Origin of the sequence: Burkholderia sp. SRS-25, assembly GCF_004343765.1 — a bacterium.
In the GTDB taxonomy this organism is placed as follows: Bacteria; Pseudomonadota; Gammaproteobacteria; order Burkholderiales; family Burkholderiaceae; genus Burkholderia; species Burkholderia contaminans.
The window spans coordinates 324,817-350,566 of record NZ_PTXM01000003.1 but is presented as its reverse complement, the minus strand read 5'-3'; the positions used below and the strand labels follow the sequence as shown (position 1 = coordinate 350,566).

The 25,750-nt window shown below is 61.1% G+C and carries 20 protein-coding genes; 17 read left to right on the top strand and 3 right to left on the bottom strand.

Annotated features, from left to right (window positions below; genetic code table 11):
- Positions 1-201 precede the first annotated feature (201 nt).
- The 4 genes from C5O79_RS04205 to groL all read left to right on the top strand — a co-directional run bounded on the left by C5O79_RS04205 (position 202) and on the right by groL (position 8,815).
- Positions 202-4,896, top strand: coding sequence for an AAA domain-containing protein (locus tag C5O79_RS04205; protein WP_163008959.1), 4,695 nt, complete (start codon positions 202-204; stop codon positions 4,894-4,896).
- The gene (locus C5O79_RS04200; protein ID WP_122473626.1) at positions 4,893-6,263 is read left to right on the top strand and encodes a hypothetical protein; all 1,371 of its coding nucleotides are present in this window, start codon (positions 4,893-4,895) and stop codon (positions 6,261-6,263) included. Before C5O79_RS04205 ends, C5O79_RS04200 begins: the two co-directional genes overlap by 4 nt.
- A gap of 571 nt (positions 6,264-6,834) precedes the next feature.
- Positions 6,835-7,128: a co-chaperone GroES gene (gene groES, locus C5O79_RS04195; RefSeq protein WP_039361157.1), complete on the top strand. Its 294-nt coding sequence runs from the start codon at positions 6,835-6,837 to the stop codon at positions 7,126-7,128.
- A gap of 46 nt (positions 7,129-7,174) precedes the next feature.
- Positions 7,175-8,815, top strand: a complete 1,641-nt coding sequence (gene groL, locus C5O79_RS04190; RefSeq protein ID WP_039361154.1) for a chaperonin GroEL — start codon at positions 7,175-7,177, stop codon at positions 8,813-8,815.
- A gap of 184 nt (positions 8,816-8,999) precedes the next feature.
- Here the strand turns inward: groL and C5O79_RS04185 are convergent, their stop codons facing one another.
- A complete protein-coding gene (locus tag C5O79_RS04185) occupies positions 9,000-9,866 on the bottom strand; it encodes a hydroxymethylpyrimidine/phosphomethylpyrimidine kinase (protein ID WP_039361143.1) in 867 nt (288 codons plus the stop codon).
- A 254-nt stretch (positions 9,867-10,120) separates the two neighbouring features.
- Here C5O79_RS04185 and C5O79_RS04180 point away from each other — a divergent pair, with 254 nt between their 5' ends.
- The 8 genes from C5O79_RS04180 (at position 10,121) to C5O79_RS04145 (ending at position 16,726) form a co-directional block, all read left to right on the top strand.
- Positions 10,121-10,291, top strand: coding sequence for a rubredoxin (locus tag C5O79_RS04180; protein WP_004186709.1), 171 nt, complete (start codon positions 10,121-10,123; stop codon positions 10,289-10,291).
- A 104-nt stretch (positions 10,292-10,395) separates the two neighbouring features.
- Positions 10,396-11,697 carry a hypothetical protein gene (locus tag C5O79_RS04175; RefSeq protein ID WP_047850624.1) on the top strand — a complete coding sequence of 434 codons (1,302 nt, stop codon included), beginning with the start codon at positions 10,396-10,398 and terminating at the stop codon, positions 11,695-11,697.
- A 182-nt stretch (positions 11,698-11,879) separates the two neighbouring features.
- Positions 11,880-12,458, top strand: a complete 579-nt coding sequence (locus tag C5O79_RS04170; RefSeq protein WP_011351143.1) for a YqgE/AlgH family protein — start codon at positions 11,880-11,882, stop codon at positions 12,456-12,458.
- Positions 12,455-12,904: a Holliday junction resolvase RuvX gene (gene ruvX, locus C5O79_RS04165; protein ID WP_046545056.1), complete on the top strand. Its 450-nt coding sequence runs from the start codon at positions 12,455-12,457 to the stop codon at positions 12,902-12,904. The genes C5O79_RS04170 and ruvX overlap by 4 nt, the downstream gene beginning before the upstream one ends.
- Positions 12,891-13,403: a bifunctional pyr operon transcriptional regulator/uracil phosphoribosyltransferase PyrR gene (gene pyrR, locus C5O79_RS04160; RefSeq protein ID WP_122473627.1), complete on the top strand. Its 513-nt coding sequence runs from the start codon at positions 12,891-12,893 to the stop codon at positions 13,401-13,403. Before ruvX ends, pyrR begins: the two co-directional genes overlap by 14 nt.
- A 73-nt stretch (positions 13,404-13,476) precedes the next feature.
- Entirely contained in the window at positions 13,477-14,508 is a 1,032-nt protein-coding gene (locus C5O79_RS04155) for an aspartate carbamoyltransferase catalytic subunit (protein WP_006476735.1), read from the top strand.
- A 60-nt stretch (positions 14,509-14,568) separates the two neighbouring features.
- Entirely contained in the window at positions 14,569-15,849 is a 1,281-nt protein-coding gene (locus C5O79_RS04150) for a dihydroorotase (RefSeq protein ID WP_122473628.1), read from the top strand.
- A 19-nt stretch (positions 15,850-15,868) separates the two neighbouring features.
- Complete coding sequence (locus tag C5O79_RS04145; protein ID WP_122473629.1) at positions 15,869-16,726, top strand: lysophospholipid acyltransferase family protein; 858 nt, start codon at positions 15,869-15,871, stop codon at positions 16,724-16,726.
- 35 nt (positions 16,727-16,761) lie between these two features.
- On the opposite strand, the gene C5O79_RS04140 is transcribed toward C5O79_RS04145, so the two are convergent.
- Entirely contained in the window at positions 16,762-17,601 is an 840-nt protein-coding gene (locus C5O79_RS04140) for a symmetrical bis(5'-nucleosyl)-tetraphosphatase (RefSeq protein ID WP_122473630.1), read from the bottom strand.
- Between the two features lie 486 nt (positions 17,602-18,087).
- Between C5O79_RS04140 and C5O79_RS04135 the strand changes: the two genes are divergently transcribed.
- The gene (locus tag C5O79_RS04135) at positions 18,088-18,870 is read left to right on the top strand and encodes an ABC transporter permease (RefSeq protein WP_047850620.1); all 783 of its coding nucleotides are present in this window, start codon (positions 18,088-18,090) and stop codon (positions 18,868-18,870) included.
- 10 nt (positions 18,871-18,880) lie between these two features.
- The gene (locus tag C5O79_RS04130; RefSeq protein ID WP_046545061.1) at positions 18,881-19,630 is read left to right on the top strand and encodes an ABC transporter ATP-binding protein; all 750 of its coding nucleotides are present in this window, start codon (positions 18,881-18,883) and stop codon (positions 19,628-19,630) included.
- Positions 19,631-20,012: 382 nt separating this feature from the next.
- On the opposite strand, the gene C5O79_RS37995 is transcribed toward C5O79_RS04130, so the two are convergent.
- Positions 20,013-20,363, bottom strand: a complete 351-nt coding sequence (locus C5O79_RS37995; protein ID WP_163008960.1) for a hypothetical protein — start codon at positions 20,361-20,363, stop codon at positions 20,013-20,015.
- Between the two features lie 773 nt (positions 20,364-21,136).
- On the opposite strand from C5O79_RS37995, the gene C5O79_RS04125 reads away from it, so the two are divergent.
- From C5O79_RS04125 to C5O79_RS04115, 3 genes are all read left to right on the top strand, one after another.
- Positions 21,137-22,072 carry a GDP-L-fucose synthase gene (locus C5O79_RS04125; protein WP_047850619.1) on the top strand — a complete coding sequence of 312 codons (936 nt, stop codon included), beginning with the start codon at positions 21,137-21,139 and terminating at the stop codon, positions 22,070-22,072.
- 86 nt (positions 22,073-22,158) lie between these two features.
- Complete coding sequence (locus C5O79_RS04120) at positions 22,159-23,514, top strand: FkbM family methyltransferase (protein ID WP_047850618.1); 1,356 nt, start codon at positions 22,159-22,161, stop codon at positions 23,512-23,514.
- Complete coding sequence (locus C5O79_RS04115) at positions 23,457-25,712, top strand: glycosyltransferase (protein WP_226237332.1); 2,256 nt, start codon at positions 23,457-23,459, stop codon at positions 25,710-25,712. Before C5O79_RS04120 ends, C5O79_RS04115 begins: the two co-directional genes overlap by 58 nt.
- Positions 25,713-25,750 lie beyond the last annotated feature (38 nt).

Sequence of the window (25,750 nt, the reverse complement as noted above, 5' to 3'; positions counted from 1 at the left end):
ATCTTGGAGCGCGTGAGTGTCCCGGAAAAATCAGTCCTTTCGTGCGCATACATCGGTCATGTTTATTGCATACTAAGTATCTGATAGAGGGCGTGTCGCCAGCGATTACGTGGGTGCTAACACGATAGAGTCATCTGCCAGTTGCAATCTGCCTTAAAAGAACGGTTTTGTGCGAGACGGGGGATAAAAATGGTTTGTCGGGTGAGATATCTCAATAGTGCCGGCATCATGCCGCGCGAGATCAAGGGCGTCGATGCACTGTCAAGAGCGTTCCCGTCAGAGTGGCTCCTTTACGTTTCGCTCAATTGCTTCCCCCGCAACCAGGATCCGATGGAAATCGATGCCGTCGTGGTAACTGACGACCAGATTCTTCTGCTTGAGATCAAGGACTGGAATGGCACGCTGACCTCCAAAGGAGACCGCTGGTTTCTCAACAAGGCGCCCCGCAAGAGATCGGCTGTGATTGCCAGCGAGGAAAAGGCAAAGAAGCTCAGGTCTGTGATCAAGGGGGCAAGCTCTCTGGCAGGCGTCTTCACTGTTGAGGCCCGGGTCGTGTTCACCGGCACTGCTGGCGCTTCGAACCTGCCGCCTCAAGAGGCCGCACGGACCTTGACGCTGGCAGAGGCATGCCTGATAGGCGACCCGTCCAAGCGGTACGAGTACATTCCCAAGGGCAAGATCCAGCTAAAGAAGGCCTATCAGTTCGAGGCCGAATTCGAAAAGGTGTTCAACAACCCCAGACTATTCCAGCGCTCGGAAATGGACTGGTCGGGCTACGCCGTTACGGAGAAGGACGTCTTCGTGCACCCGCGTGGAGTATGGCATGACCACTTTTCGCATCGGAAAAGTGAGCCGCGCATCAAGGGGATGGTGAGGACATGGTCTTTTGATCGTCTTCCCGTCGGGCTCAACAGCGGCGAAATGCGCAAGCTGGTGGCGTTGCGAGAGACCAACGTGTTCGGGTACCTCGAAGACGTTCGGAGCGATCTCATCACTCGAAATCATGTTCTCAAGGAGGCAGTTGCACCTGACGACGAAATTTCGACGGATCACTTCGAGGTGCGCCATCTGGGATCTGGGTGGAATCCGCTGGACCGATACCTTGTTCAGCAACGCGACAATCTGAGCATACAGGACCGTTTGGTCATCGTCTCGAGCTTGCTCAATATCGTCGCCCACCTGCATCGCGATAACGTGACACATCGCGACATTGGCCCAAGAGCAGTCTGGATGGGAGGCCACAGCGACCTTGCGCTGACGGGCTTCATGTCGTGCCAGTTGCCGGACAAAAATTCAGTCATGGATTGGCTCAAGGACCTCCGTGGCTACGCGCCTTTCCTTCCGGAGGACGCGACGGATACCGTGAGCACCGGCCGTCAAAGGGACGTGTACTCTTGCACTTACCTGGCGGCGCACATCCTCCTCGGAACTGCGCCATCAGACGGCGACCCCGAATGCGTCGTCGCGTCTTTGCCGCCGGAAGTTTCAAATCTCGCCGATTGGTTTCGTCGCGGCATGGCGGCGGACCCCGCGCGGCGGTTTCTCGATGCGATTGAGCTTGCGGATACCTTTTCGGCGCTTGTCGAGGACCGCACACCGGATGGTTTCGATGCAGCACTTCTCGACCGATTTGAATCAAATGTTGTCCCATTTACTGCTTGGCCACCTACGTCTGCGGGGACAACCATCGGGCTTAAACAGACCTATCCTCATGAGAAGGATGGCCAGACTCTCATGGTCAAGGTCTGGATGTCTTTGGTCAGAAATCGCTCTTTGGCAAGCGACTGTGCGCTTCTCCGGCTCCTGCAAAGTGTGGATTTATTGCGAAGCGCTTCTGTTAAGGGGCTCCCGAAGTTCATCGCGTATGGCCTCTCTCCCGTCGGCTTGTTTGTCGCCTACGAGCGTTGCGAAGGTACTCCGCTAGCGGCCGTAACGGAACTTCCAGAAAACGCATCGCTGCCTCTGGCCTCAGAGTTCCTACGTTCGGTCTCGGCATTGCATGAGCTCGGTTGCGAGCACGGTGACATATCGCCGGCCAACGTGCTGATTGACGTGGACGCAGGTTCGGTTTCTCTGATCGACCCCTTCGATGTGTCACCAACGGGAGACGGCACGGTCCGTACGCCCTCGATGTGTCCCACGAATTGGGAACACTTGAATCAGGCGGCCATCGACCGGTACGCAGCCTTAAAGGTGACATGCATGCTGCTGGAACTCGATCCCGGCGAGCAGGCAAAGGGTCTACTTATAGAGCTCATGACCGAGCTTGATAAGCCGGTGATAGAGTCGTTGCAACTTGCTAGTTCGCTGCTCGCCAAGGCTGCGGCCGCAGCGTGCGCACCGGCCGTGCGCGAGTTTGTACTGCGCTCGTCCTCACCGAACCACAACTTCGGCAACGCGGACAGAATCTACGTGCGCCGTAAAGTCGAGGATAGCGGCGTTACTACTTTCGTACTTACGACGGCAGGTGCCCAGCTGATACTGTCCGGGGACGGAAGCCGTCTGACAAGCCATTGGTTCAGGCCAACTTACTTCACGACTCTCGCCTACGAGTCGACGTCGGGATACGATGATTTGCCGTTCCGCATAACGGTTGAGCATGGCACCGAGGCTGGGTTCGACGTGCTTTACGTCTACCTATGTGGAAATGAGCGCTTCGCTCTATCGCCACGGGAATCTCTACCGTCGGCACGCCCTCTGCACTTCGATGTCGCATGGCATTGGAAGAAGCTCGTAGAGCTCGAGGAGGATGCACGCGTCGAGATCGCCATCACGGAAATTCTGTCTCAACGCGACCAGGCGTTGGTGTGCACCTACGAAAACTTAGGTAAGGACTTTGATTTCGATGAGGAAGACGTCATCGAAGTCTATGCAGGCAATCGTCGGATTGGGCACGTCGATCTTACGGCTAGCGCACTGCCGGCGGCGATTGGCATCGTTTGTAATCGCGGCCGTATCTCTGAGGGCGACCGGCTCAGGCTCGCCGGACGGCGGGAGCAGACGTCGATGGACCGACGGGCGCGAGCCGTTCGCCGTATTCTGGACTACCGATCGGTCATCTCGAACCTGATCGACTATTTCGACCCCAAGAAGCAACTCAATCCAACGTCATTTGATGTACGAATCGAGGACGATGAACTCAACTCCTATCGTCTCAATGGCGGCCAGCAACTGGCCTTTCGTCAACTTCTCGCGGTGGGCCCCGTGGGGCTGCTGCAGGGTCCGCCAGGGACGGGTAAGACTCGATTCATCGCTTCGTTCGTCCACTGGCTTCTCACCCGCGGAGGATGTCAGCGCATCCTAATCGCTAGCCAGTCCCATGAGGCTGTCAACAACGCAGTTGATTCATTACTGCGATTGCATAAAGACCGCGGTACGCGACCCAGCCTTCTGCGCATCGGATCGAAGGGCATCACGGAGCGGATACGGCCGTACCACTCGGTGGAATTGCGTGAGCGTTATCGAGTGAAGTTCGAAACTGCCGCTAAGTTCCGATTTAGCCAACTTTCAGCGACCCTCGGAGTTGACCGAGCCTATTCATCTGACCTGTTCGACCTCGACAAGCAGGTTGGCACTTTGGCACGCCGATGCGTGAACGTCCAGGAAACTCTCAAGGACGATGAGGCTCAACTGGCCATCGACCGAGAGCGCAACCGGGTGCAGCGATCGCGTGTGGAGGAGGCCTTTCGCTCTGCCTTCAAGGCATTTGAGGGGCGGGAGCCGGATGTCAATCAAGCGCTGCAAGAGTACGAGCAGCTTGTCGCTAACCTTGTCACGAAGCACCCTCAGGTGTCGCCCGCCGATGTCACCGCAGCGAGCAACGCATTGAAGCTCACCAACGATTGGCTGCATTCTCTGGGATCGCCCGGGAGAAACTTCGAAGAGTTTCTTGCGAAAACGCGGAGCGTTGTGGCGGCAACTTGCGTTGGGGTTGGCCAGACCCGTATCAGGATCGATTCGCAGGTCTTCGACTGGGTAATCGTCGACGAGGCCGCGCGGTGTACCCCAGGGGAGCTGGCCGTACCCATTCAAATGGCGCGACGCGTCCTCCTCGTCGGGGACCACCTGCAGTTGCGGCCTATGTTAGACAGAGAGATGTTGGATGATCTGCGGTCATACCGTGCAGACGTACAGCCAGAGGAGCTGACCAGAAGCGACTTTGAGCGTGCTTTCACCTCTGACTACGGATTAGAAATCGGGGTTCGGCTCACCGAGCAATACCGTATGGATCCGGCTATCTGCGCGATGGTGTCGCGATGTTTCTACGAAGCGCACGACATCCGACTCGACACGTCCAAGGATCGCGAACCTACTTTGAAGCCATCGGACATTGAAGTGCCATGGCTCTCCACTCCAATGGTTTGGGTCAATACTCAGTGGCAGCAGGGGCATGAAGAAGTGCAGCGCGACGGTGACACGACATACCACAACCCTGCCGAGGTGGACGCTGTGATGGCAGTGTTGGAGCGTCTCTCAGCGGACAAGACACTGATCGATGCTTTAGGGCGGCTGGATGATGAAACACCGATCGGCGTTATCTGCATGTACAGCGGTCAGAAGCGCCAACTCGAGTCCGCATGGTCGCGCAGACCCTTCGATCCCAGATTCAGGCGACTAGTACGCATCGACACCGTGGACTCTTACCAAGGCAAGGAAAACGCGATTGTCATTCTCTCGCTGGTTCGTAGCAACCAAAGCGGTGCGACCGGCCACGTAGGCAACGCCAACCGATGCAACGTTGCGGCCTCACGCGCCAAGGAACGACTCGTCGTTGTGGGAGACTGCAAGATGTGGGGCGAGCATGTGCCTGCACGATCGCCAATGCGAATGGTTCTCGAGTACATGCGGGAATACGCTTCGTCCTCCACGGTTCTGTCTGTCCAGGAGCTGACATGAACATGGCGGCCATTGAGTCTTTCCAAACGAATACCTTCGGCTTCAATCTGCCGTGTAGACAGTTCGTCATTGCGGCAGAGCGAACGCGAGAGCGGCGACTTCCGATGGTCGATGAGTTTGTTCTTCGCACCCTTCACACGGTTCGGACCATCACAGCCTCCCGGCTCGCGCGCTTCTTCGGGTTTGAAGGAAGAGACCTTGGTATTGTCATCTCTGACCTGCAATCTCGGGGCCTCGTGGTGGTGGAAGGTGAAGCTCTGACGCTACACGCTTCCGCGAAGGAGCTGTTCCGAACGTCGGATGAGTCAGCCCCCACGATCACGGTCACAGAGCCTATGCATGCCGATGTATGGTTCGACCTCGTCACCAAGCATATGGTAGGTGGTCGTGGCTTACGGAATGTCCCGCACCTCATTTCTCTTCAAGCGCGACAGACGCTGGACGAGAGCGAGGCTGGCGCAGCGTTCCATGACCACTTCCGAGAATATTTGCGCATCGCGCGCGGCGACAAGAACGCGGATGAGTGGAATCTCTATTCCGTACTTGATGTTCATCCTGGGCGTTACAGCTTTGTCCAAATTGGAGGCAGTGAGGTTCTCACTCTCGAGCCGGTGCCGAAGCTGGAGGTTCGTCTGCAACTAGACGACTACGACCGTGGGGGGCGTACAAGACGACTGACGGAGGCGATGACTGCGGAACTAACCACGCGGGACCAGGCAGCCCCGAGTCAGGTGTCCTCGAACGAGTTCGCACGGCTGATCGGCAAAGACTATTTAACTCGCTGGACACGTGAGGACGCGACATTCGATTTGGCGGGTTGGTATGCCCATGAACTCAGATCCGCTGAGGTTGCCGCGCCGCTCGTCGGTTACCCGTACGTTGAAAGGAATCGAAAAGCTATCGCGAAGCTGCTCGACGAGGCAAGGCTTGACGTCGGCGAAGACGGACGCTCAGAACTATGGTGGTTACGTCCTGGCGGATCTCGATGGGGGGCCACCGAGGATCTTCCATCCACGCTGGACGCACTTCGCTCGACAGTACGGGCGCGCACCAAAGGGGGTGCGCTGGTCACCGCTTTGGTGTCTCCGGCGGCGGTTAGTGCTAGGGAGGCCTATCCCTTCCAGCGGATCTTCGATCGAGGTGTTCACGCGCCTGCGGGAACGGCCCCGCTTGCCCTCGAAATTCTGCTTGTGGCCGAAGCGCTGGCGGTCGTTTCGGTAATGGTCCCATTGAGCCCATCGGTTCACGTCCCGATTGGATATGTGACGATTGATGAAGATGCAGTTAAGCGCATCGCAGAGGTGAGTCGGATACGTGGCTTCGCAGGTGAGGGTACTCGTTTGTGGCCAAAGGCCGAGCGAACCTAGCTCACGGGTAGAGGCAGAGGCTTTGAGTATCTGACCCGTGATTCTCAATCGGGGCGTCGGCCGGCCTGCAGTGCCATCCGGCCGGCTGAACCGAAACAATTTGCCAATTAATAGGGTTCGAACAAGAGTTTATGGAGCGTCATTGACTGGCTACGTTCTCCGCTTGGATAGTGGTAATCCCTCGCCTCGACAGAGGTCGGGATTTCCCCAGGCGAGCTCAAAGGTAGCGATGCAGCGGCTACTTCATCACCCGCTGGGGTAGCGATCGGATCCACTCGGTTCGTTGGGTGTGTGACCTTCGAGGTGCGCTACTTCATTGTTTTAATGGAGAAATAGGTGGAAGGTGTCCCGCACCTCTACCCCCGGGGAGTTCCAACTTAAGCGAACAAAGTTCAACGTTGAGTGGATCTCGGACACCCGAAAAAAACCGCTCATCCCCCTTCTTGAATTTGTCAAAACCCGTCCATATAATTAGCACTCGCTGCACGAGAGTGCTAACAATTCTCTGCCGGGCGATAAGCCGGGCAGATTCCCTAAGCGTTCTTCAATCTCAGTCAAGAGAGGAGTGAATATGAACCTTCGTCCTTTGCACGATCGCGTGATCGTCAAGCGCCTGGATCAGGAAACCAAGACCGCCTCGGGCATCGTGATCCCCGACGCCGCTGCTGAAAAGCCGGACCAGGGCGAAGTCCTGGCCGTCGGCCCGGGCAAGCGCGACGACAAGGGCGCCCCGATCGCGCTCGACGTGAAGGTCGGCGATCGCGTCCTGTTCGGCAAGTACGCAGGCCAGACCGTGAAGGTCGACGGCAGCGAACTGCTGGTCATGCGCGAAGAAGACATCATGGCCGTGGTCAACGCGAAGTAAGCGTCCACTGACGGTACATATTCCCAAGAATTCAAGGAGTTAGAAGATGGCAGCTAAAGACGTCGTATTCGGCGATTCCGCCCGTTCGAAGATGGTCGAAGGCGTGAACATTCTCGCCAACGCAGTCAAGGTCACGCTGGGTCCGAAGGGCCGCAACGTGGTGCTCGAGCGCAGCTTCGGCGGCCCGACGGTCACCAAGGACGGTGTGTCGGTCGCGAAGGAAATCGAGCTGAAGGACAAGCTCCAGAACATGGGCGCGCAAATGGTCAAGGAAGTCGCTTCCAAGACCAGCGACAACGCAGGCGACGGCACGACGACGGCAACCGTCCTCGCGCAATCGATCGTTCGCGAAGGCATGAAGTACGTCGCATCGGGCATGAACCCGATGGACCTGAAGCGCGGCATCGACAAGGCAGTCGCAGCGGCTGTCGAAGAGCTGAAGAAGATCAGCAAGCCGTGCACGACGAACAAGGAAATCGCACAGGTCGGCTCGATCTCGGCGAACAGCGACACGTCGATCGGCGATCGCATCGCTGAAGCGATGGACAAGGTCGGCAAGGAAGGCGTCATCACCGTCGAAGACGGCAAGTCGCTGGCCGACGAACTCGACGTCGTCGAAGGTATGCAATTCGACCGCGGCTACCTGTCGCCGTACTTCATCAACAATCCGGAAAAGCAAGTCGCCGTCCTCGACAACCCGTTCGTGCTGCTGCACGACAAGAAGGTGTCGAACATCCGTGATCTGCTGCCGGTACTCGAGCAAGTCGCGAAGGCTGGCCGTCCGCTGCTGATCATCGCTGAAGACATCGAAGGCGAAGCGCTCGCAACGCTGGTCGTCAACAACATCCGCGGCATCCTGAAGACCGTTGCGGTCAAGGCACCGGGCTTCGGCGATCGTCGCAAGGCGATGCTGGAAGACATCGCGATCCTGACCGGCGGCCAGGTGATCGCGGAAGAAACCGGCCTGACGCTCGAGAAGGCAACGCTGGCAGAACTGGGCCAGGCGAAGCGCATCGAAGTGGGCAAGGAAAACACGACGATCATCGACGGCGCAGGCGAAGCCGTGAACATCGAAGCACGCGTGAAGCAAGTGCGCGCGCAAATCGAAGAAGCGACGTCGGACTACGACCGTGAAAAGCTGCAAGAGCGCGTGGCCAAGCTGGCCGGCGGTGTTGCCGTGATCAAGGTCGGCGCTGCGACCGAAGTCGAAATGAAGGAAAAGAAGGCACGTGTCGAAGACGCACTGCATGCAACGCGCGCAGCTGTGGAAGAAGGCATCGTGGCAGGTGGCGGCGTTGCGCTGATCCGCGCTCGCACCGCGATCGCAGGCCTGACCGGCGCTAACGCCGATCAAAACGCCGGCATCAAGATCGTGCTGCGCGCAATGGAAGAGCCGCTGCGCCAGATCGTCACGAACGGCGGCGAAGAAGCCAGCGTCGTGGTGGCGGCAGTTGCTGCAGGCCAGGGCAACTACGGCTACAACGCAGCGACGGGCGAGTACGTCGACATGGTCGAAGCCGGTGTCGTCGACCCGACCAAGGTCACGCGTACCGCACTGCAGAACGCAGCTTCGGTTGCAGGCCTGCTGCTGACGACGGACGCAGCTGTTGCTGAACTGCCGAAGGAAGACGCACCGATGCCGGGCGGCATGCCGGGCGGCATGGGCGGCATGGGCATGGACATGTAATCGACTTCGGTCGATGATGTCCGGAGCGCGCAGCGATGCGTGCTCCAGCCAAAAGAAAAGACCCGCAGCGATGCGGGTCTTTTTTATGTGCGCGCGAATTTCAATGCGTGCGCGGAGCGGTCGAAGATGTCGCGCCCAAAGCGGCGCGGCAGCTGCGACGGCGGGGGATGCCCCCGCATCCACCTCAATGCCGGTGCGACGTCCTCGGCGCCGGGTCGGCCTTGACGGCCGGCGGCGTATCCGAGTCTTCGTTGCTGCGCGCCCAGAAGAACCGGTCGGGCAGGTACGCACCCATGCCGGGCCGGAACGCGTCACGCACAGCCTGGTACAGGTATTCCTGCGCTTCGCGAACCGCTTCGGGCGGCTCCTGGCCGTTCGCGAGCAGCGCCGCGATGGCCGCGCCCAGCGTGTCGGTGATGCCCATCAGCCGGTGCGGCGAGCGATCCCACATGTCCTCGCGGAGTTGGCCTTCCTCACCGTACAGCGTGTTGACGAGCCGGTGCGAGCCCGTCTCGGACGACAGGATGTATTCGCAACCTTGCGACAGCAGGTGCGAGACGGCCGCGTCGAGATTCGGCGCCTCGGCGTCGCCGTCCGGCTGCGCGAGCGCGATCAGCGTCGCGTAGTCGGCGACCAGCAGCGTGGTTTGCGGCGCCAGCAGGTCGGCGATCGACTCGCGCAGGTCGTCGGCTGCGAGCACGTGCTCGTCGTCGAGCGTGAAGTCGGGCGCGAGCACGAGCGGCACGCCGTCGTAGTCGGCGACGACCTCGGCGATTGCGCTCACGACTTCCGCGCGCGTTGCCGCGCCGATCTTGAACGCCGCAACCGGCATGTCTTCGAGCAGCATGCGCGCCTGGGCGGCGACCACGTCGGGATCGAGGCCGGTCACTTCGTCGCAGGCGGCCGAGTCGCGCACGGTGTAGCCCGTCATGACGGACACGCCATGACAGCCCATGCTCGCCAGGGTCAACAGATCGGCTTGAATGCCAGAGCCGCCGGTGGGGTCGGACAGGCCAAAGGTGAGGACGATCGGAGGGGCGTTGCTGGACATGTAAAAATGGGGCAAGAGAAAAACGGGAAAGCGACGGGCATGCGGACGGCGAGGCGAAATGGGCGTTTTCGGCCCTGTGTTGCCCGGCAGGCCGCACTTTTCAGCCATTATGCGGCGGAATCCGGCCCGCACGACGGATTTTTTAGCGCAGCGCAACGTAGTCGCGTTACTCCAGCGCGATTGCTAGGCAGTCCGGCCCCGACACGGTACCATCATGGCTCCCGAATTTACCGACTTTCCCGACGCGGCTTAAGATGGAATACAAGAGCTGGATGTGCCTGATTTGTGGCTGGATTTACGACGAAGAAGCCGGGCTGCCGGAAGAGGGCATTGCCCCGGGCACGCGCTGGGAAGACGTCCCGATCAATTGGACGTGTCCTGAATGCGGCGCCCGCAAGGAAGACTTCGAGATGGTCCAGATCTGACCGGACCCTTGGCCCACGGACACACGGCTCAGGCCTCGCATCGGCCCGGCGCTCGCGCGCCGGGGCTTGCGCGAGCGACTTGACGATGACAGGCGCGCGTGTCCATGAGGCCCGAACCGGCGAACGTTTCCCACCCTGACGCACTGCCCAACCCGCGCGGCGGGGCCGTGCGCGCGGCCGACGCATGGCTTGCGGCGGCCGCCGACGCTTTCGAGCATCGCGACGACGCGGCCGCACCGCTGTCCGCTGCGGCGGCCGTGCTCGCGGAAGCCGGCTGGCTGCCGGCCGCGCGTTTCGCGGGGCAGTTGTCGGCCGCCGTGCCGCTCGTCGCCACCGAGCCGACTTCGGCCGGCTGGCGTGCCGCGCTGCGCGATTTCCGCGCGGCAGTCGCACGCCATAACCTGCGCGAGCTCGCCTGCTCGCCCGTTCTCTTCGAACATTTCAGTGCCTTGCGTGCGCAAAGCGCCGCCGACCTGCGCGCGCATGCGCCGCTCGACGCGCTCGCGCTCGTCGGCCGCGCGGTGCCGCCAGCCACGCTGCGTTCGCTGCCCGACGCGTTCGCGGCCCGGATTCGTGCCCGCTACGAACAGGCGTTGCTTGGCGTGTTGCGCGCGGAGCACGGCGCGCCCGATGCGGCACTCGACGAACTCGATGCGATGCTGGCCGCGCTCGCCGGCGACGATCCATACGATTTCTGGCGGCTCGCGGCCGCATGCGTGCGCGCGCTGCGTGCCAGCGGCGCGCCCGAACTGAAGCGATTTCTCGCGCGGACGAACCTGCTGCTCGGCGAGCACGCGCAGGGCCGGCGCAGTGCGCCGCCCGACCTCGTGCGCGAGACGGTGGCGCTGCTGTGGCGCGATTTCGCGCTGTTCGGCGCCGCGGCCGAGGATGTCGCGCTCGTCGACGTGCTGCACGACTACGGGCTGACGGTCGACTGGCACGTCGCCGGCACGCCCGCGTCCGAAGCGCTGTGGGAAGCCGATGCCGCCCGGGCCGAGCACGACGCGGTTGCCGCCGCGCCGACTCGCGCACTCGGCGTCGTGACGGTCAACGCGCATGCCTATGAGGATTTCCTGCAGACGGCCGACGCGTCGATGGCCGACCTTGCTGCCGATCCGGCGAGAGCCGGCGCGGGGGCCGCATGGCATGCGTCCGGCGCCGCGTACCGGGTCGGCACGGCCGCGTGCGCGCTCGGGCTCGGACACGCGGCGCTCCTGGCGGACACGCTCGGCCTCGCGTGGCGGCGTGCGGCGCACGGCGTGCCGCTCGCCGACGGCGGCCTCGATGCGCACGGCCACGCATCCGACATGCTGCGCGCGGCGCTGCTGAAGATTGCAGCCGGCGTTGCGCCGCCGGACCTCACGGCGGCGTCCGGCGCGCTCGGCGCGGCGCTCGGCCGGGCCTGACGAACAAGGGGACGAACACGCGCCGGCGACCCTTGCCGCGCGGGCCCGCAACACGCTGCCGACAGCGCCCGCGCGCGTGTTAGAGTGCCGTGTGATCCGTGCGCGCCGTTGCCAGCGCGGTGCGGCGTTGCTTGTTGATCGCGGCCCGGTCAGGCCGCGGCGTCTTTGCTAAAATTCAAACCATGTCAAAGCCTTCCGATCGCATCAATCTCACCAACCAGTTCCTGATCGCCATGCCGAACATGGCCGATCCGACGTTCTCGGGAACGGTGGTCTATCTTTGCGATCACAGCGAGCGCGGTGCGCTCGGCCTCGTCATCAATCGTCCTACCGACATCGACCTCGAATCGCTGTTCAACCGCATCGACCTGAAGCTCGACATCGAGCCGCTGCTGCACATCCCGGTGTACTTCGGCGGCCCGGTGCAGACCGAGCGCGGTTTCGTGCTGCACGAGCCGGTGGAGGGCGCGAGCTACAATTCGTCGATGTCCGTCGAGGGCGGGCTGGAGATGACCACGTCGAAGGACGTGCTCGAGGCGGTCGCGACGGGCACCGGCCCGAAGCGCTTCCTGCTGACGCTCGGCCATGCCGGCTGGGGTGCCGGGCAGCTCGAGGAAGAAATTTCCCGCAACGGCTGGCTGACGGTCGCCGCCGATCCGCGCATCGTGTTCGACACGCCGGCCGAAGAGCGCTTCGAAGCCGCGCTCGGCCTGCTCGGCGTCAGCTCGTCGATGCTGTCCGGCGAAGCAGGGCACGCATGAGTGGCGCGAGCGCGCGCGATGCGACGCTCCTCGCGTTCGACTACGGCGAAAAACGTATCGGCGTCGCGGTCGGCAACGCGCTGACGCGCTCGGCCCGTGCGCTCGTCGTGATCCAGAACCTGAACCGCGAACACCGTTTCAAGGCGGTTGGTGACCTGCTGGCCGAATGGCGGCCGGACGCGCTCGTCGTCGGCCTGCCGATGCATCCGGACGGCACGCCGCACGACATGACGCAGCAGGCGAAGCGCTTCGGCAACCAGTTGAACGGCCGCTTCGGGCTGCCCGTCACGTGGGTCGACGAGCGCTATTCGTCGGTCGAGGCCGAGGCCGGGCTGCGCGAGCGCAACGTGCGCGGCCGCGCCCGGGCCGACATGCTCGATGCCGAGGCCGCGCGCGTCATCCTTCAACAGTATCTCGATCAATTGTCCGACCATGAGCACCATTGACGCCGAGGCGCTTTACCGCGTCCTGCTCGACCAGATCCGCGCCGCGTACGGCACGGCTTTCGCCGAACCGGGCGGTCCGCGGCTCGCCGGCATTCACAGCGGCGGCGCATGGCTTGCCGAGCGCCTCGCGCGCGATCTCGGCGCGCCGGCGTTCGGTGTCGTGAACGTCGCGCTGCACCGCGACGATTACGCGAAGAAGGGGCTGCACAGCCAGGCCAGCCCGACGTCTCTGCCGTTCGAGATCGACGGCGCGCGCATCGTGCTCGTCGACGACGTGCTGTTTACCGGGCGCACCGTGCGCGCGGCACTCAACGAGCTGTTCGACTACGGCCGTCCGGCCGCGGTCGAGCTCGCGGTGCTCGCCGATCGCGGCGGCCGCGAGCTGCCGGTCGCCGCGCGTTTCACGGGCGGCGCGCTCGACGTGCCGGCCGGTGCGACGCTCGTGCTCGCACGCGACGATGCGCAGTTCACGCTGCGCGTCGAGGTGCACGGCGCCTGAACGACACGCGAACCGTATCCCGGGCCGCTGGTTTGCACCGCGGCCCGTTTGCATAGTTGGAATCACGCACACCATGACCACCGACACCACTGGCCGCACCGGCAATCCCGCTGCGGCCGCGAGCCCCGACCGGTTCCGCTACGGCTTCCTGAAGGGCAACCCGCAGCTCACGAAAAACGGCGAGCTGAAGCACCTGCTGTCGATCGAGGGCCTGCCTCGCTCGATCGTCAACCACATCCTCGATACGGCCGAGCAGTTCGTCAGCGTGACGGACCGTGAAGTGAAGAAGGTGCCGCTGCTGCGCGGAAAGTCCGTGTTCAACCTGTTCTTCGAGAACTCGACGCGCACGCGCACGACCTTCGAGATCGCCGCGACGCGCCTGTCGGCCGACGTGCTGAACCTGAACATCAACGCGTCGTCGACGAGCAAGGGCGAATCGCTGCTCGACACGATCAACAACCTGTCGGCGATGCATGCCGACCTGTTCGTCGTGCGCCACGCATCGAGCGGCGCGCCGTACCTGATCGCCGAGCACTGCGCGCCGCACGTGCACGTGATCAACGCCGGCGACGGCCGTCATGCGCACCCGACGCAGGGCCTGCTCGACATGTACACGATCCGTCACTACAAGCGCGACTTCACGAAGCTGCGCGTGGCGATCGTCGGCGACATCCTGCATTCGCGCGTCGCGCGCTCCGACATCCATGCACTCACCACGCTCGGCGTGCCGGAAGTGCGCGCGATCGGCCCGCGCACGCTGCTGCCCGGCGGCCTCGAGCAGATGGGCGTGAAGGTGTTCCACAACCTCGACGAAGGGCTGAAGGGCGTCGACGTGATCATCATGCTGCGCCTGCAGAACGAGCGGATGAGCGGCGCGCTGCTGCCGTCCGCGCAGGAGTACTTCAAGACGTGGGGCCTGACGCCCGAGCGCCTCGCGCTCGCCGCGCCCGACGCGATCGTGATGCACCCGGGGCCGATGAACCGCGGCGTCGAGATCGATTCGCAGGTCGCCGATGGCCCGCAGTCGGTGATCCTCAACCAGGTCACCTTCGGCATCGCCGTGCGGATGGCGGTGATGGGCATCGTCGCCGGCAACAGCGACTGAGCCCGTTTCGCGCATCCTTCATCAGGCATTCAACGCATTCAACGAATTCACAGACAGCGCATGAAGATTCATATCAAAGGCGGCACGCTGATCGACCCCGTCGCCGGCACCGAGCGGCAGGCCGACGTATTCGTCGCGGACGGCAAGATCGCCGCGCTCGGCACGGCGGCGCCGGCCGGTTTCAACGCGGACAACACGATCGACGCGGCGGGCCTGCTCGTCGCGCCGGGCCTCGTCGACCTGTGTGCGCGGTTGCGCGAGCCCGGCTACGAGCACAAGGCGACGCTCGCGTCCGAGATGGCTGCGGCCGTGGCGGGCGGTGTCACGACCCTCGTGTGTCCGCCGGATACCGACCCCGTGCTCGACGAGCCGGGCCTCGTCGAGATGCTCAAGTTCCGCGCGCGCAATCTGCACCAGGCGAACGTGCATCCGCTCGGCGCGCTGACGGTCGGCCTCAAGGGTGAGGTGATCACCGAGATGGTCGCGCTGACCGAGTCCGGTTGCGTCGGCTTCACGCATGCCAACGTGCCGGTACGTGACACGCAGGTGCTGCTGCGCGCGCTGCAGTACGCGAGCACTTACGACTACACCACGTGGCTGCGTCCGCAAGACGCGTTCATCGGCCGCGGCGGTGTCGCCGCGAGCGGTGCGCTGGCGTCGCGGCTCGGGCTGTCCGGCGTGCCGGTCGCGGCCGAGACGATCGCGCTGCACACGATTTTCGAACTGATGCGCGTGACGGGCGCGCGCGTGCATCTCGCGCGGTTGTCGTCCGCCGCCGGCCTCGCGCTCGTGCGCGAGGCGAAGGCCGAGGGGCTGCCCGTGACCTGTGACGTCGGTGTCAATCACGTGCACCTGATCGACGTCGACATCGGCTATTTCGATTCGCAGTTCCGGCTCGATCCGCCGCTGCGCAGCGAGCGCGACCGCGAAGCGATCCGCGCGGCGCTCGCCGACGGCACGATCGACGCGATCTGCTCCGATCACACGCCCGTCGACGACGACGAGAAGCTGCTGCCGTTCGGCGAAGCGACGCCCGGCGCGACGGGGCTCGAGCTGCTGCTGTCGCTGACGCTGAAGTGGGCGGACGAGACGCGCACGCCGCTCGCGCAGGCGCTGCGGCGCATCACGTCCGCGCCGGCCGACGTGCTGAAGCTGCCGGCAGGCCGTCTTGGCGAAGGCGCCACGGCTGACCTGTGCGTGTTCGATCCGCGCGCGCACTGGCGCGTCGAGCCGCGTGCGCTGAAGAGCCAGGGCCACAACTCGCCGTTCCTCGGCTACGAACTGCCGGCCACCGTGCGCGCGACGCTCGTGGGCGGGCAGGTCGCGTTCGAGCGCCACTGAACCACGCCGGACCCTCGCCATGATTGCCATTCGGAAGCTGCGTCTCGTCTTTCACCTGTTGCGCGGCATGGCGATCGTCGCGCTGCGTTTCTCTCACGTCACGCCCGCGCGCCGTGCCGAGCTCACGCGCCGCTGGTCGCTCAAGATGCTGCGGATCTGCGGGATGCGCGTCGTCGTCCACAACGACGCGGCGCGGCTCGACGCGGGGGCGCTCGTCGTCGGCAACCACGTGTCGTGGCTCGACATCTACACCGTCAACGCGTGGCGGCCGACGCCGTTCGTGTCGAAGGCGGAGGTGCGGCAGTGGCCGGTGGTCGGCTGGCTCGCCGAGAAGCTCGACACCGTGTTCCTGCAGCGCGAGAAGCGCACCGAGGCGATGCGGGTCATGCACGAGATGGCCGAGCGGCTGCGCAACGGCGGGGTGATGTGCGTGTTTCCGGAAGGGACCACGTCCGACGGCCAGGATCTGCTGCCGTTTCATGCGAACCTGTTCCAGGCAGCGGTGTCGGCCGGCGCCGCGGTGCAGCCGATCTGCCTGATGTACGAGGATGCGCAGGGGCGGCAGTCGGTCGCGCCGGCCTATACGGGCGAACTGGCGCTGGGTACGTCGCTCGACATGGTGTTGCGCGGCGGCCCGCTCGTCGCGCACCTGTACGTGTGCGACCCGATCGCGCCGGGCGGCGACCGGCGCGCGACGTCCGCGGCGGCGCGTGATGCGATCGCGGCCGCGCTGGCGGCGATGCAGGCGCAGGTCGGCAAGCCGACGGCCGAGTCGCTCGCGGAGTTGCAAAAGCATGCGTATCCGGCGACCGAGCTCGGCGCTGGTGCGGCGGGCGATGCGGCGGCCGAGGAGCCGGTGCCTGGGCGCGAGGGCTGACGCGCCGCCGGCAGGTCACGCGAACCGGCGTGCCGTCACTCGCCGCCCGGCGAGCGGCACGCTTCGCACTGCACCTGCGTGACCGTGCGCTGCGCCGGATCGGCCGTGAGCTGCACGGCCGACAACTGGTTTCCCCATACGCATCCGGAATCGAGCGCGACGACGTTCTCGCACACCATCAGGCCGAGCGCGGCCCAATGGCCGAATACGACCGTCACGTTCTCGGTGCGGCGGCCCGGCACGTCGAACCACGGCAGGTAGCCGGGCGGCGCGCTGTCGGGCCCGCCGTTCGCCTTGAATTCCATCACGCCATCGGGCGTGCAGAAGCGCAGACGTGTGAACGCGTTGAATGCGACGCGCATCCGGTCGCGTTTTTTCAGGTTGGGGTTCCATTGATTCGGCTCGTTGCCGTACAGGCCTTGCAGCGTGTCGCGCCAGTCGGGGGCACGCAGCGCGCGCTGCAGCTCGTCCGCGAGTTCGAGCGCGAGCGTGGCGTCCCATTGAGGCAACATGCCTGCGTGGACGAGCAGCATGCCGTGTTCGAAGTGCACGAACGGGCGGTGGCGCACCCAGTCGAGCAGTGCTTCGGCGTCGGGCGCGTCGAGGATCTCGCCGATCGTGTCGCCCGGGCGTTCGGTGCGCAGGCCGGCGGAGACCGCGAGCAGGTGGAGGTCGTGATTGCCGAGCACGACGGTCGCGCGCGGGCCGAGGTCGACGACCGCACGCAGCGCGGCGAGGGAGTCCGGTCCGCGGTTGACGACGTCGCCGGCGATCCACAGCGGCGTGTCGGCGGGGGCTGAAAGCTTGTCGAGCAAAGACTGGAAAGCTGAATGGCAGCCTTGGATGTCGCCGATGGCGATGGGGGTATGGGGCATGGGTTCGTGCGCGTTCGGGGTCAAGCGTACGGTAGCAAAAGTTCGTCCCCGAAGGCTACGCGCAAATTTTCATCCGACACCAATCAGTTCACCACGCCCGTGTTTTTGGCCTCGAGGACGGGTTGCCATCGCTGTTTCAAGTTGTTAGCAGCGTGGCTTTTGCGTCCTGGGGCTTCTTATAATTTGCCGTTCCCGCGCGAAAATTACCATCAGATGACTCTGGCGGGCATGGCGACCGGGTAAAATGCCGGGCCTGAGGCGGCTCGGATAGTTGTTTGCCCCTCGCGATATGCCGCATGGCAACGTTCGCGGCGTGCTTGTCTTGTACCCACAGGGACGCCAAATAATCCGATTCGTGTGGTCATGCCCGACCCGTTTGACTGCTGTCGTAGTGGGCCGGGCATCGACTCGTTTCCGTGCCAGGGCGCGCTGACATAGTCGACGATTCTGTGTGGCGCCCCAATTCCTTCATTTTTGAAAGCTTGCATGCTGACCCTTTCACTTGCGGACCTAAAGAAAAGCATCACGGCGTGGCGGTTGTGGACCTTGCTCGGCTGGCTTGAAATTCGGCAACGCTATGCGCGTTCGCGCCTGGGGCCGTTCTGGCTCACGATCAGCATGGGCGTGATGATCACGTCGTTGGGTGTCGTTTACGGCACGTTGTTCGGCCAGAAAATCAACGAGTATCTGCCGTTTCTTGCTGCCAGCATCGTGCTGTGGGGTTTATTCTCGACGACCATCGTGGAAGGCAGCGTCGCGTACATCAACAGCGCGCCCTATATCCGGCAAATGGCCACGCCGAAACTGATCTATATCCTGCAGGTCGTGTGGCGAAACTTGATCGTCCTAGCCCACAACTTCGTGATCGTCATCGTGCTGCTGGCCATCTACGGCGTGAAGAGTTGGGAGACGTTGCCGGTATTCATTCCGGCGGTGCTGGTGTATGTGCTGAACGCCACATGGATCGCGATGGTGGTGGGCTTGCTGTCGGCGCGCTTTCGCGACCTGCCTCAGATTGTGAGCGCATTGCTTCAGGTTGCGTTCTACGTGACTCCGATCATTTTTCGCCCCGATGCGCTTAATCGCTTCTCCTTCATTGTCGAGTGGAACCCGCTCGCGTATCTGATCGACCTCGTGCGTGGCCCGCTGATCGGGCATATGCCCAGTGAATTGACGTGGGGTGTGACGGTCGGCATGGCCGCGATTGGATGGCCTGTCGCAATGTTGATGACGGGGCGTTATCTGAAGCGCATTCCGTACTGGGTCTGAGAGAGACGATATGGCGTTTATCGAATTGCAGAGCGTAACGCTCGATTTGCCGATTTTCGACGTGCAGGGGCGCTCGCTCAAGAAGCAAGTGCTCAACATGGGGCGTCGCAACAGAATCGCCGAGGGCAACGACGGCGTGATCGTCGTGCGGGCGCTCGACGATGTGAGTTTTCGTTTTGAGCGCGGCGATCGCGTTGGTCTGATCGGACACAACGGCGCGGGGAAATCGACATTGCTTCGTGCGATGGCGGGCATCTATCCGCCGTCGTCGGGCCAGTTGTTGCGTGAAGGAAAAGTGGTGCCGCTCCTCGATATCGGCCTCGGCATGGACGAGAACTCGACCGGCATGCAGAACATTCGGCTCAGAGGGCTATTGCTCGGCATGTCCGATGCAGAGATTCGCTCGAAGCAGGGCGAAATCGCGGAGTTCTGCGAGCTTGGCGATTATCTGGACTTGCCGATTCGTACGTACTCCAGCGGGATGAAGGTGCGGCTCGCGTTTGCAGTGTCGACGGCGGTCGATGCCGAAATCCTGTTGCTCGACGAAGTGATGGGAGTCGGCGACGCATCGTTCATGCACAAGGCTGAAGCGCGACTGGCGGACCTGCACAGCCGTGCGGAAATCGTCGTGCTCGCGATGCACTCGAACTCGGAAATCCGCAAGGTGTGCAACAAGGTGCTTTGGATGGAGCGTGGCCGTGTACGCGCTTTCGGGCCGACGGAAGAAGTTGTGTCGGAGTACGAGGCGACGACAGGCTGAACGCGTCGACCGGCCACGGAGCGTGCGTGATCGCGTGCTGGATTTGCAGCACGGCGAAGCGATGTCCGGTGACGAGCCGACCCTGTGCCGAGTCAATCGGCTGCTTGCGTCTTATCGTGTAAGGCCGGTCATGCTGTCCGACGTCTGCGTTCAGAGCGGCGAATTGCTCGATATCTGAGCGATTCACTTCGGGAGTGCGCACAAGATCATAGGTTGCGACGGCGCGCCGCCTGCGCAAACCATCCGCACGGCGGTGCCGGGGCCGTCGCCGACGCGCGATATGCTGAGGGCGACGGCGTGATCGTTGCGTGCGCAGCGTGTTTTCGGCGCGTGATCGTTGATGGATTGCGGTGCCTGATTACCTCGTTCAGCCTCTTCCGCATCATTTCCCTACGTTGCTGATAGCGACGTCTGCGTCACACGGCAACTTGATGGCGGCGGTGCGCGGCTCGTATTTCTTGGACAGTTGCCGATCCTGCCGAGAGCATGCGACCGATACTTGTGCCACCGAATCGCGGAGTGGTGCCAGCGACACAATCGGCCATCGTTCGCCCGACAGCATGCGTGGACCGATCAAATCAGTGCAGTTCAGCCATTCGATGTACGTCATCCGCAAGACGGCGGTGCGTGACAATGTTGTCGCGCAATCATCGCGAACGCGATTGCGGCAGAGCCGCAGGTGCGCCTTATTTACTCTGACGAAGACAGGATCGACGTGTCTGACGTTCGTCACGACCGGTATTTCGAATGTGCTTCGGATTCACGTCTCTTCTATTCGGCGGGCGAAGACGCAATATCCGCACCATGAAATCGTTACCGTCGATAACGAATCGGACAATTCTGTCAAGTTGCGCATGTCGAATCGCGCGCGGGCGAGACGCGGATGCGTGTGTTCCGCGACGAGCGCCCGCGCGCTGACCATGCGGCCATCGAGGGCGCCCGACCCGGCATCCCGCCGCGGCTGCGTTCCGACCGAGTACTCCTGCCGTATCGTCGCGAATGGGTGGTTTTAGGGACGTGACGGCGATCTGAGGGTGACCGCCACCTTTATCGACGTGGAATCGTGCCTGTTCGAGCGCGACAGAGGCTGTTGAAACTTGTGGACGTAATTGGTGGAGTTTTATCATTACGCGTCCACGGTGCGGTCGTGAGGACAACCGGAAAAGGCGGGCGAGTGTCTTACCATAAATTTCAGGCATGTGCAAGGGTGGGCTATGCTCATGGTCGACGGTCCCGGCTGCAGCTTGCATCTGTCTTTGGAGTGTGACGATTTCCCTTTTGCTGGTCCAGTCGCCGCGCGTCGGGCGATTGCGTTGCGGAATCCACGGGCCATCGCCCTTGCTGTCGTCTTCTTCCGAGGATCAGGGTAGTCGGTAGGCCCTGTTCTGTATAATTGCTGCGGCTTGTATCGTTTGAAACGCCATGTGCTCTTCCAACGTTGAACTCGATCGCGGTCGCGAAGTGTTTGGCGGGAAAGCGAATGGTTAAAATTTGGAGAGTTTAGGAATGGCGGAATCTCAAGAGCGAGTCTTGATCACGGGTGCCGGTGGAGTGATCGGTCACGCATTAAAGCAGGAATTGGCAGACTCAGGGTACTCGAACGTCGTCGCAATCACGAGCAGTGACGTTGATCTTCGAGATCAAAACGCGACTGAAGTAATGTTCAATGAATTGCGCCCGACTATCGTTTTCCATATGGCGGCTCGGGTGTACGGCATCATGGGGAATATGTCCAATCGGGGTATTGCGTATCTGGACAACGTTCGGATCAACACCAACGTAGTCGAGGCTGCGCGTCAGACAGGGTGTAAGAAGTTTGTCGCAATGGGCTCGACAGCCATTTACTCTGATCAGGTGCGTCTCCCGATGTCGGAGGAAGAAATCTGGGTTGGGGCGCCGCATCACTCCGAAGCTCCGTACGCACACAGCAAGCGCGGTATGCTTGCGCAACTGGAGGCCTACAAAGATCAATATGGGATGGACTACGCATTTTGTGTATCCACCAATCTCTTTGGCCCGCACGACAAATTCGACGAGAAATTCGGACATGTCGTTCCATCTCTTATATCGAAGTTCTATCGTGCATCTGTTCTAGGGCAGCCCATTTCCGTCTGGGGGTCCGGGAAAGCAGAACGGGACTTTCTCTTCAGCGGCGACGCGGCATACGCGCTTCGTCTTATCGCCGAAAATCACACCGGCGCAATCAATCTGGCGACCGGTCAATCGTACACGATTCGGCATACGGTCGATACGCTTTGCCAGATTTCGGGCTTCAGCGGCAACGTGGAGTGGGATGCGACAAAGCCGGATGGCCAGAAGCTGCGCGCTTACGACATCTCGCGTCTGACGGCGTTGGGATTCAAGCCACGATTCTCATTCGACGAAGCGTTGGCGATTACTTACGACTGGTATTGCAAGAATGTTGAGATTGCCAGAAAGTAATTGCATGGTATTGCCCCTGGTGTGTTTGCGCGTAAAGAGGCTGCACACTATCTCTCTAACGTGTGGTCATTCGAGTTGTTTGATCGATGAAATTTGTATCGTACGCGCAGAACTATGAAGATGTGATGCTCCGGCGCGCGCTCGCTAAAGTCGATCGCGGATTCTACATAGATGTCGGCGCTGCCGAACCATATGCAGATTCGGTAACGGCAGCGTTCTACGAGCGTGGCTGGCGTGGCATCAACATCGAGCCGATGCCGGGGCCCTTCGAGAGACTGACCCAGGCGCGACCTCAAGACGTCAATCTACAAGTCGCCGTGGAGAACAGGCAGACGGTCGCCCGGTATTTCGCAGTGGATGGCGGTAACGGGATTTCGACGGGGATTCCAAAGCTCGCCGAAGGGTATAAGGACGCGAACTGGGACATCAGCCAGGTAACGGTGGCGGTCACGACATTGCGCGATATATGCGAGACATATGTCGGCGAGAAGCCAGTCCATTTTCTCAAAATCGATGTGGAGGGAAACGAAAGAGAGGTGCTGGCGAGTGCCGATTTCAGTACCTTTCGTCCCTGGATCATCCTGGTCGAGGCTACGGAACCGAACTCCCAAATTCCGTCCCATGAAGGCTGGGAAGTCCTTTTGCTGGAAGCAAAATATCATTTCGTCTATTTCGATGGCCTGAATCGCTTCTATGTGTCGGCAGAAAAGATGGATGAATTGAAGCACGCCTTTATGGTTCCGCCAAACTGGTTTGATGGATTCATTCGGGCATCTGAGTCCGACATGATCCGGCGTGCGATGGATTTGGAGCGGCAACTCGCTGAATCGCAGCGGCAGTTTCAGGAGGCTCATGCGGGATGGCTTTTGGAAAAGGGCGCACGAGAAGAATTAGAGGTACGGTTGAACGATGCATATCACAACATGACTAATCAGGCGCAAGGCGAGCAGGCGTCGCAAGTTGTTTTGGAAGACGCAAGCCAAGATTGCGTCATGAACAGTCCCGAAATCTCGCCCGACGGGATCGATCAACTCAAGGCGCGGCTTGCGACAAGCGAGGGAGATCTTGAGAACCATCGGATCCAATTGGCCGAGTTGCGCGTCCGGTTGACCGAGAATGAGAAGTCCGGACAAGCGCTCAGCGCCGAGCGCGACGCCGCCTACCAGGAACTGTTCGAATCATCCAGGCATGCTGCTTGGCTGAGCCAGGAAAGAGTGCGCTTGCAGGAAAGGGTCGACGAGTCAGCCAGACATGTTGCTTGGGTGAACCAGGAAAGTGGACGCTTGCACGGGAAGGTCGACGAGCTTGAGCACATGGTCGGTACGCTCCGCTTGCAAGAGGAGCGTGTGTCGGCCGCACTACACGCGGTACTTCAGAGTACATCGTGGAAATTGACCGGTCCGCTGCGATGTATAAAGCGCATGATGCAACGCCGATCCTAGTATTAATGGAGCAAATTTTGGTATCGAATTCGATTTGCATCATTGGTCGCTGTACTTTCGGCACTGGAATCGGCGCTGTGACTTACGCGGCGTGTGAGATGTTGAGCCGATTTTATGATGTTTCCATTTTTCCGACCGAGCCGCATTTCCGCACTGAGCGCGAAATCGTACTGCCGAACGGGACGGTGATTCCTGTTTGCACCGATCTATCGCAGGCGAAGGTTGTCTTCTATGCGGACGTGCTATGGAACGGTGCATATGATTTGAATTACACCCTGGTTCCGCCGGGTGCATTGCGATTTGCTCATATCGCTTACGATTCCGATGAACTACCGTCTCAATGGGTCAAAGTGCTTAACGAGCACTTCGATTTTGCGCTCTTCATGAGCCATCACTTGGAGGGTGTGGCTCGGAGGTCGGGTGTCGAGATAGCGGTGGGTACACTGCCACTCGCCTTGGACATTGAAGGGCTGTTGAGTCGCCCCTATCGAGCTTCGTCGAATGGCAAGATCAAATTCTGTTCGATTGCAGCATTTCATGCGCGTAAAGGTGTCGAGGCTCTTGTTGAGGGGTTCATTCGTGCTTTCGGTGATCGACAGGACGTGGAGCTCACGATACATTCGAATCTAGCTATCGGTTCAAGCTTTGAGCGAGTCAAGAATCTGGTCGACTCTAGAAAAGCCACGAATATTGTCATCAGTTGTGCTCCCCTGACTGAGCAAGAGAAAAATGCACTGATCGAGGATTGTGATGTCTTCGTGAATTGCTCTCGCGGTGAAGGATATTCCATTGGGCCGCGAGAAGCTCTGGCATTGGGAAAAGTACTCGCAATAACGGCTGTCGGGGGGCATAACGATCTAATTTCGACGCCTGGCGTCTTTGCTATACCGGCTACCGTTGCGATGCCGGCGCGCTATCCGGAAATCGATAACCTTGTCGTCGGTCGGCAATTTGCCGCGGACATCGACGACATCGGCACGGCGCTCACGGACGCTTTTGAATACGTTTCGTCCGGCATAAGCGCGACGACGGTGCACGTGCGACGCCAACTCGCTGCCGAGTTCAGTTTTACTAATCTGGAGCTGAATTACGGTGAGTTGATCGATACCAAGCTTCGGTCATTTCGGCCTCGGCAATGCGGTTCACGCTTCACCCGATTGCCGGCCGAATTGCCAGCGACCGTGGAGCGCCTTCTGGGACATCGTTCTGCATCACTTCCTAGTATTGATCGTACCGTTGTGCAGTCTCATGACGGCGGCTTCTTCTCGGTCTTCAATGCATTCATGAGCCATTTGGTATGGGACCAGCGTGACAAGCGGTGTCATATGGTCTTGCCGGACTGGAACGTGGATCGCATGATCAAGCGCTTAGGTACGGCTCAATTCATGAGCTTCTGCTATGGGCGCCCGAGCGAGGGAAATGTGTGGTCCAAGCTGTTCGAACCGCTCTATGGCCTCAGCGACGCAGATATGGACGACGAGAGCTTCTTGTACGCCAAGGGGCGTCCGCCTGTTGCAGTGTTCAATCACGAACGTGAGCCGCAGCTTACTTATGTCCATGCGTATAAATTGTATAAGAGCGGCCAATTTTCTCGTATCCGCTCACAATACAACAAGGCGTTCAAGGATCATGTGCATTTGCGCGCTCCATTTCAGCGCGAATTGGATGAATTCCGGGCGAACTTTGCCGGGAAATTTATGATAGCGGCGCACGTCAAGCATCCGAGTCACGTGATTGAGCAGCCAGGCGGAAAAATTGCACACATCCAATCATATATAGATGGGATCAGGCACCAGCTCGATGCTCGCGGATTCGAAGAGGATTCGCCAGGCTGGGCGGTATTTCTTGCGACGGATCAGGATCGAGTAATCAATGTCTTCAAGGGAGAATTTGGCGACAAGGTCTTTTGCTATGAGGATGTCCGTCGAACAACGGAGGCTGAAGACGCGCGCTACGACCAGTTGGGGGCAGAGGAGCGTCGTGCAGAAGGCTTTCAGGTGCAGCACTTGGTCGCTGCAAATCCTGATAACTGGAATATCAGGATGGCTTGGGAAGTCATTCGCGATGCGATGACCATGGCACATTGCAATGTGCTTCTCCACATTGTGAGCAACGTTTCGACAGCAGTGTCGTACATGAATCCGGACATTGAACTCGTTTTTTGTTCCGCTGAAGAGGCCGAGGCTGCGCGTCACTGAATGCCTGCTTCACGTTTTGCGCCGCAAGGCATGCGAAG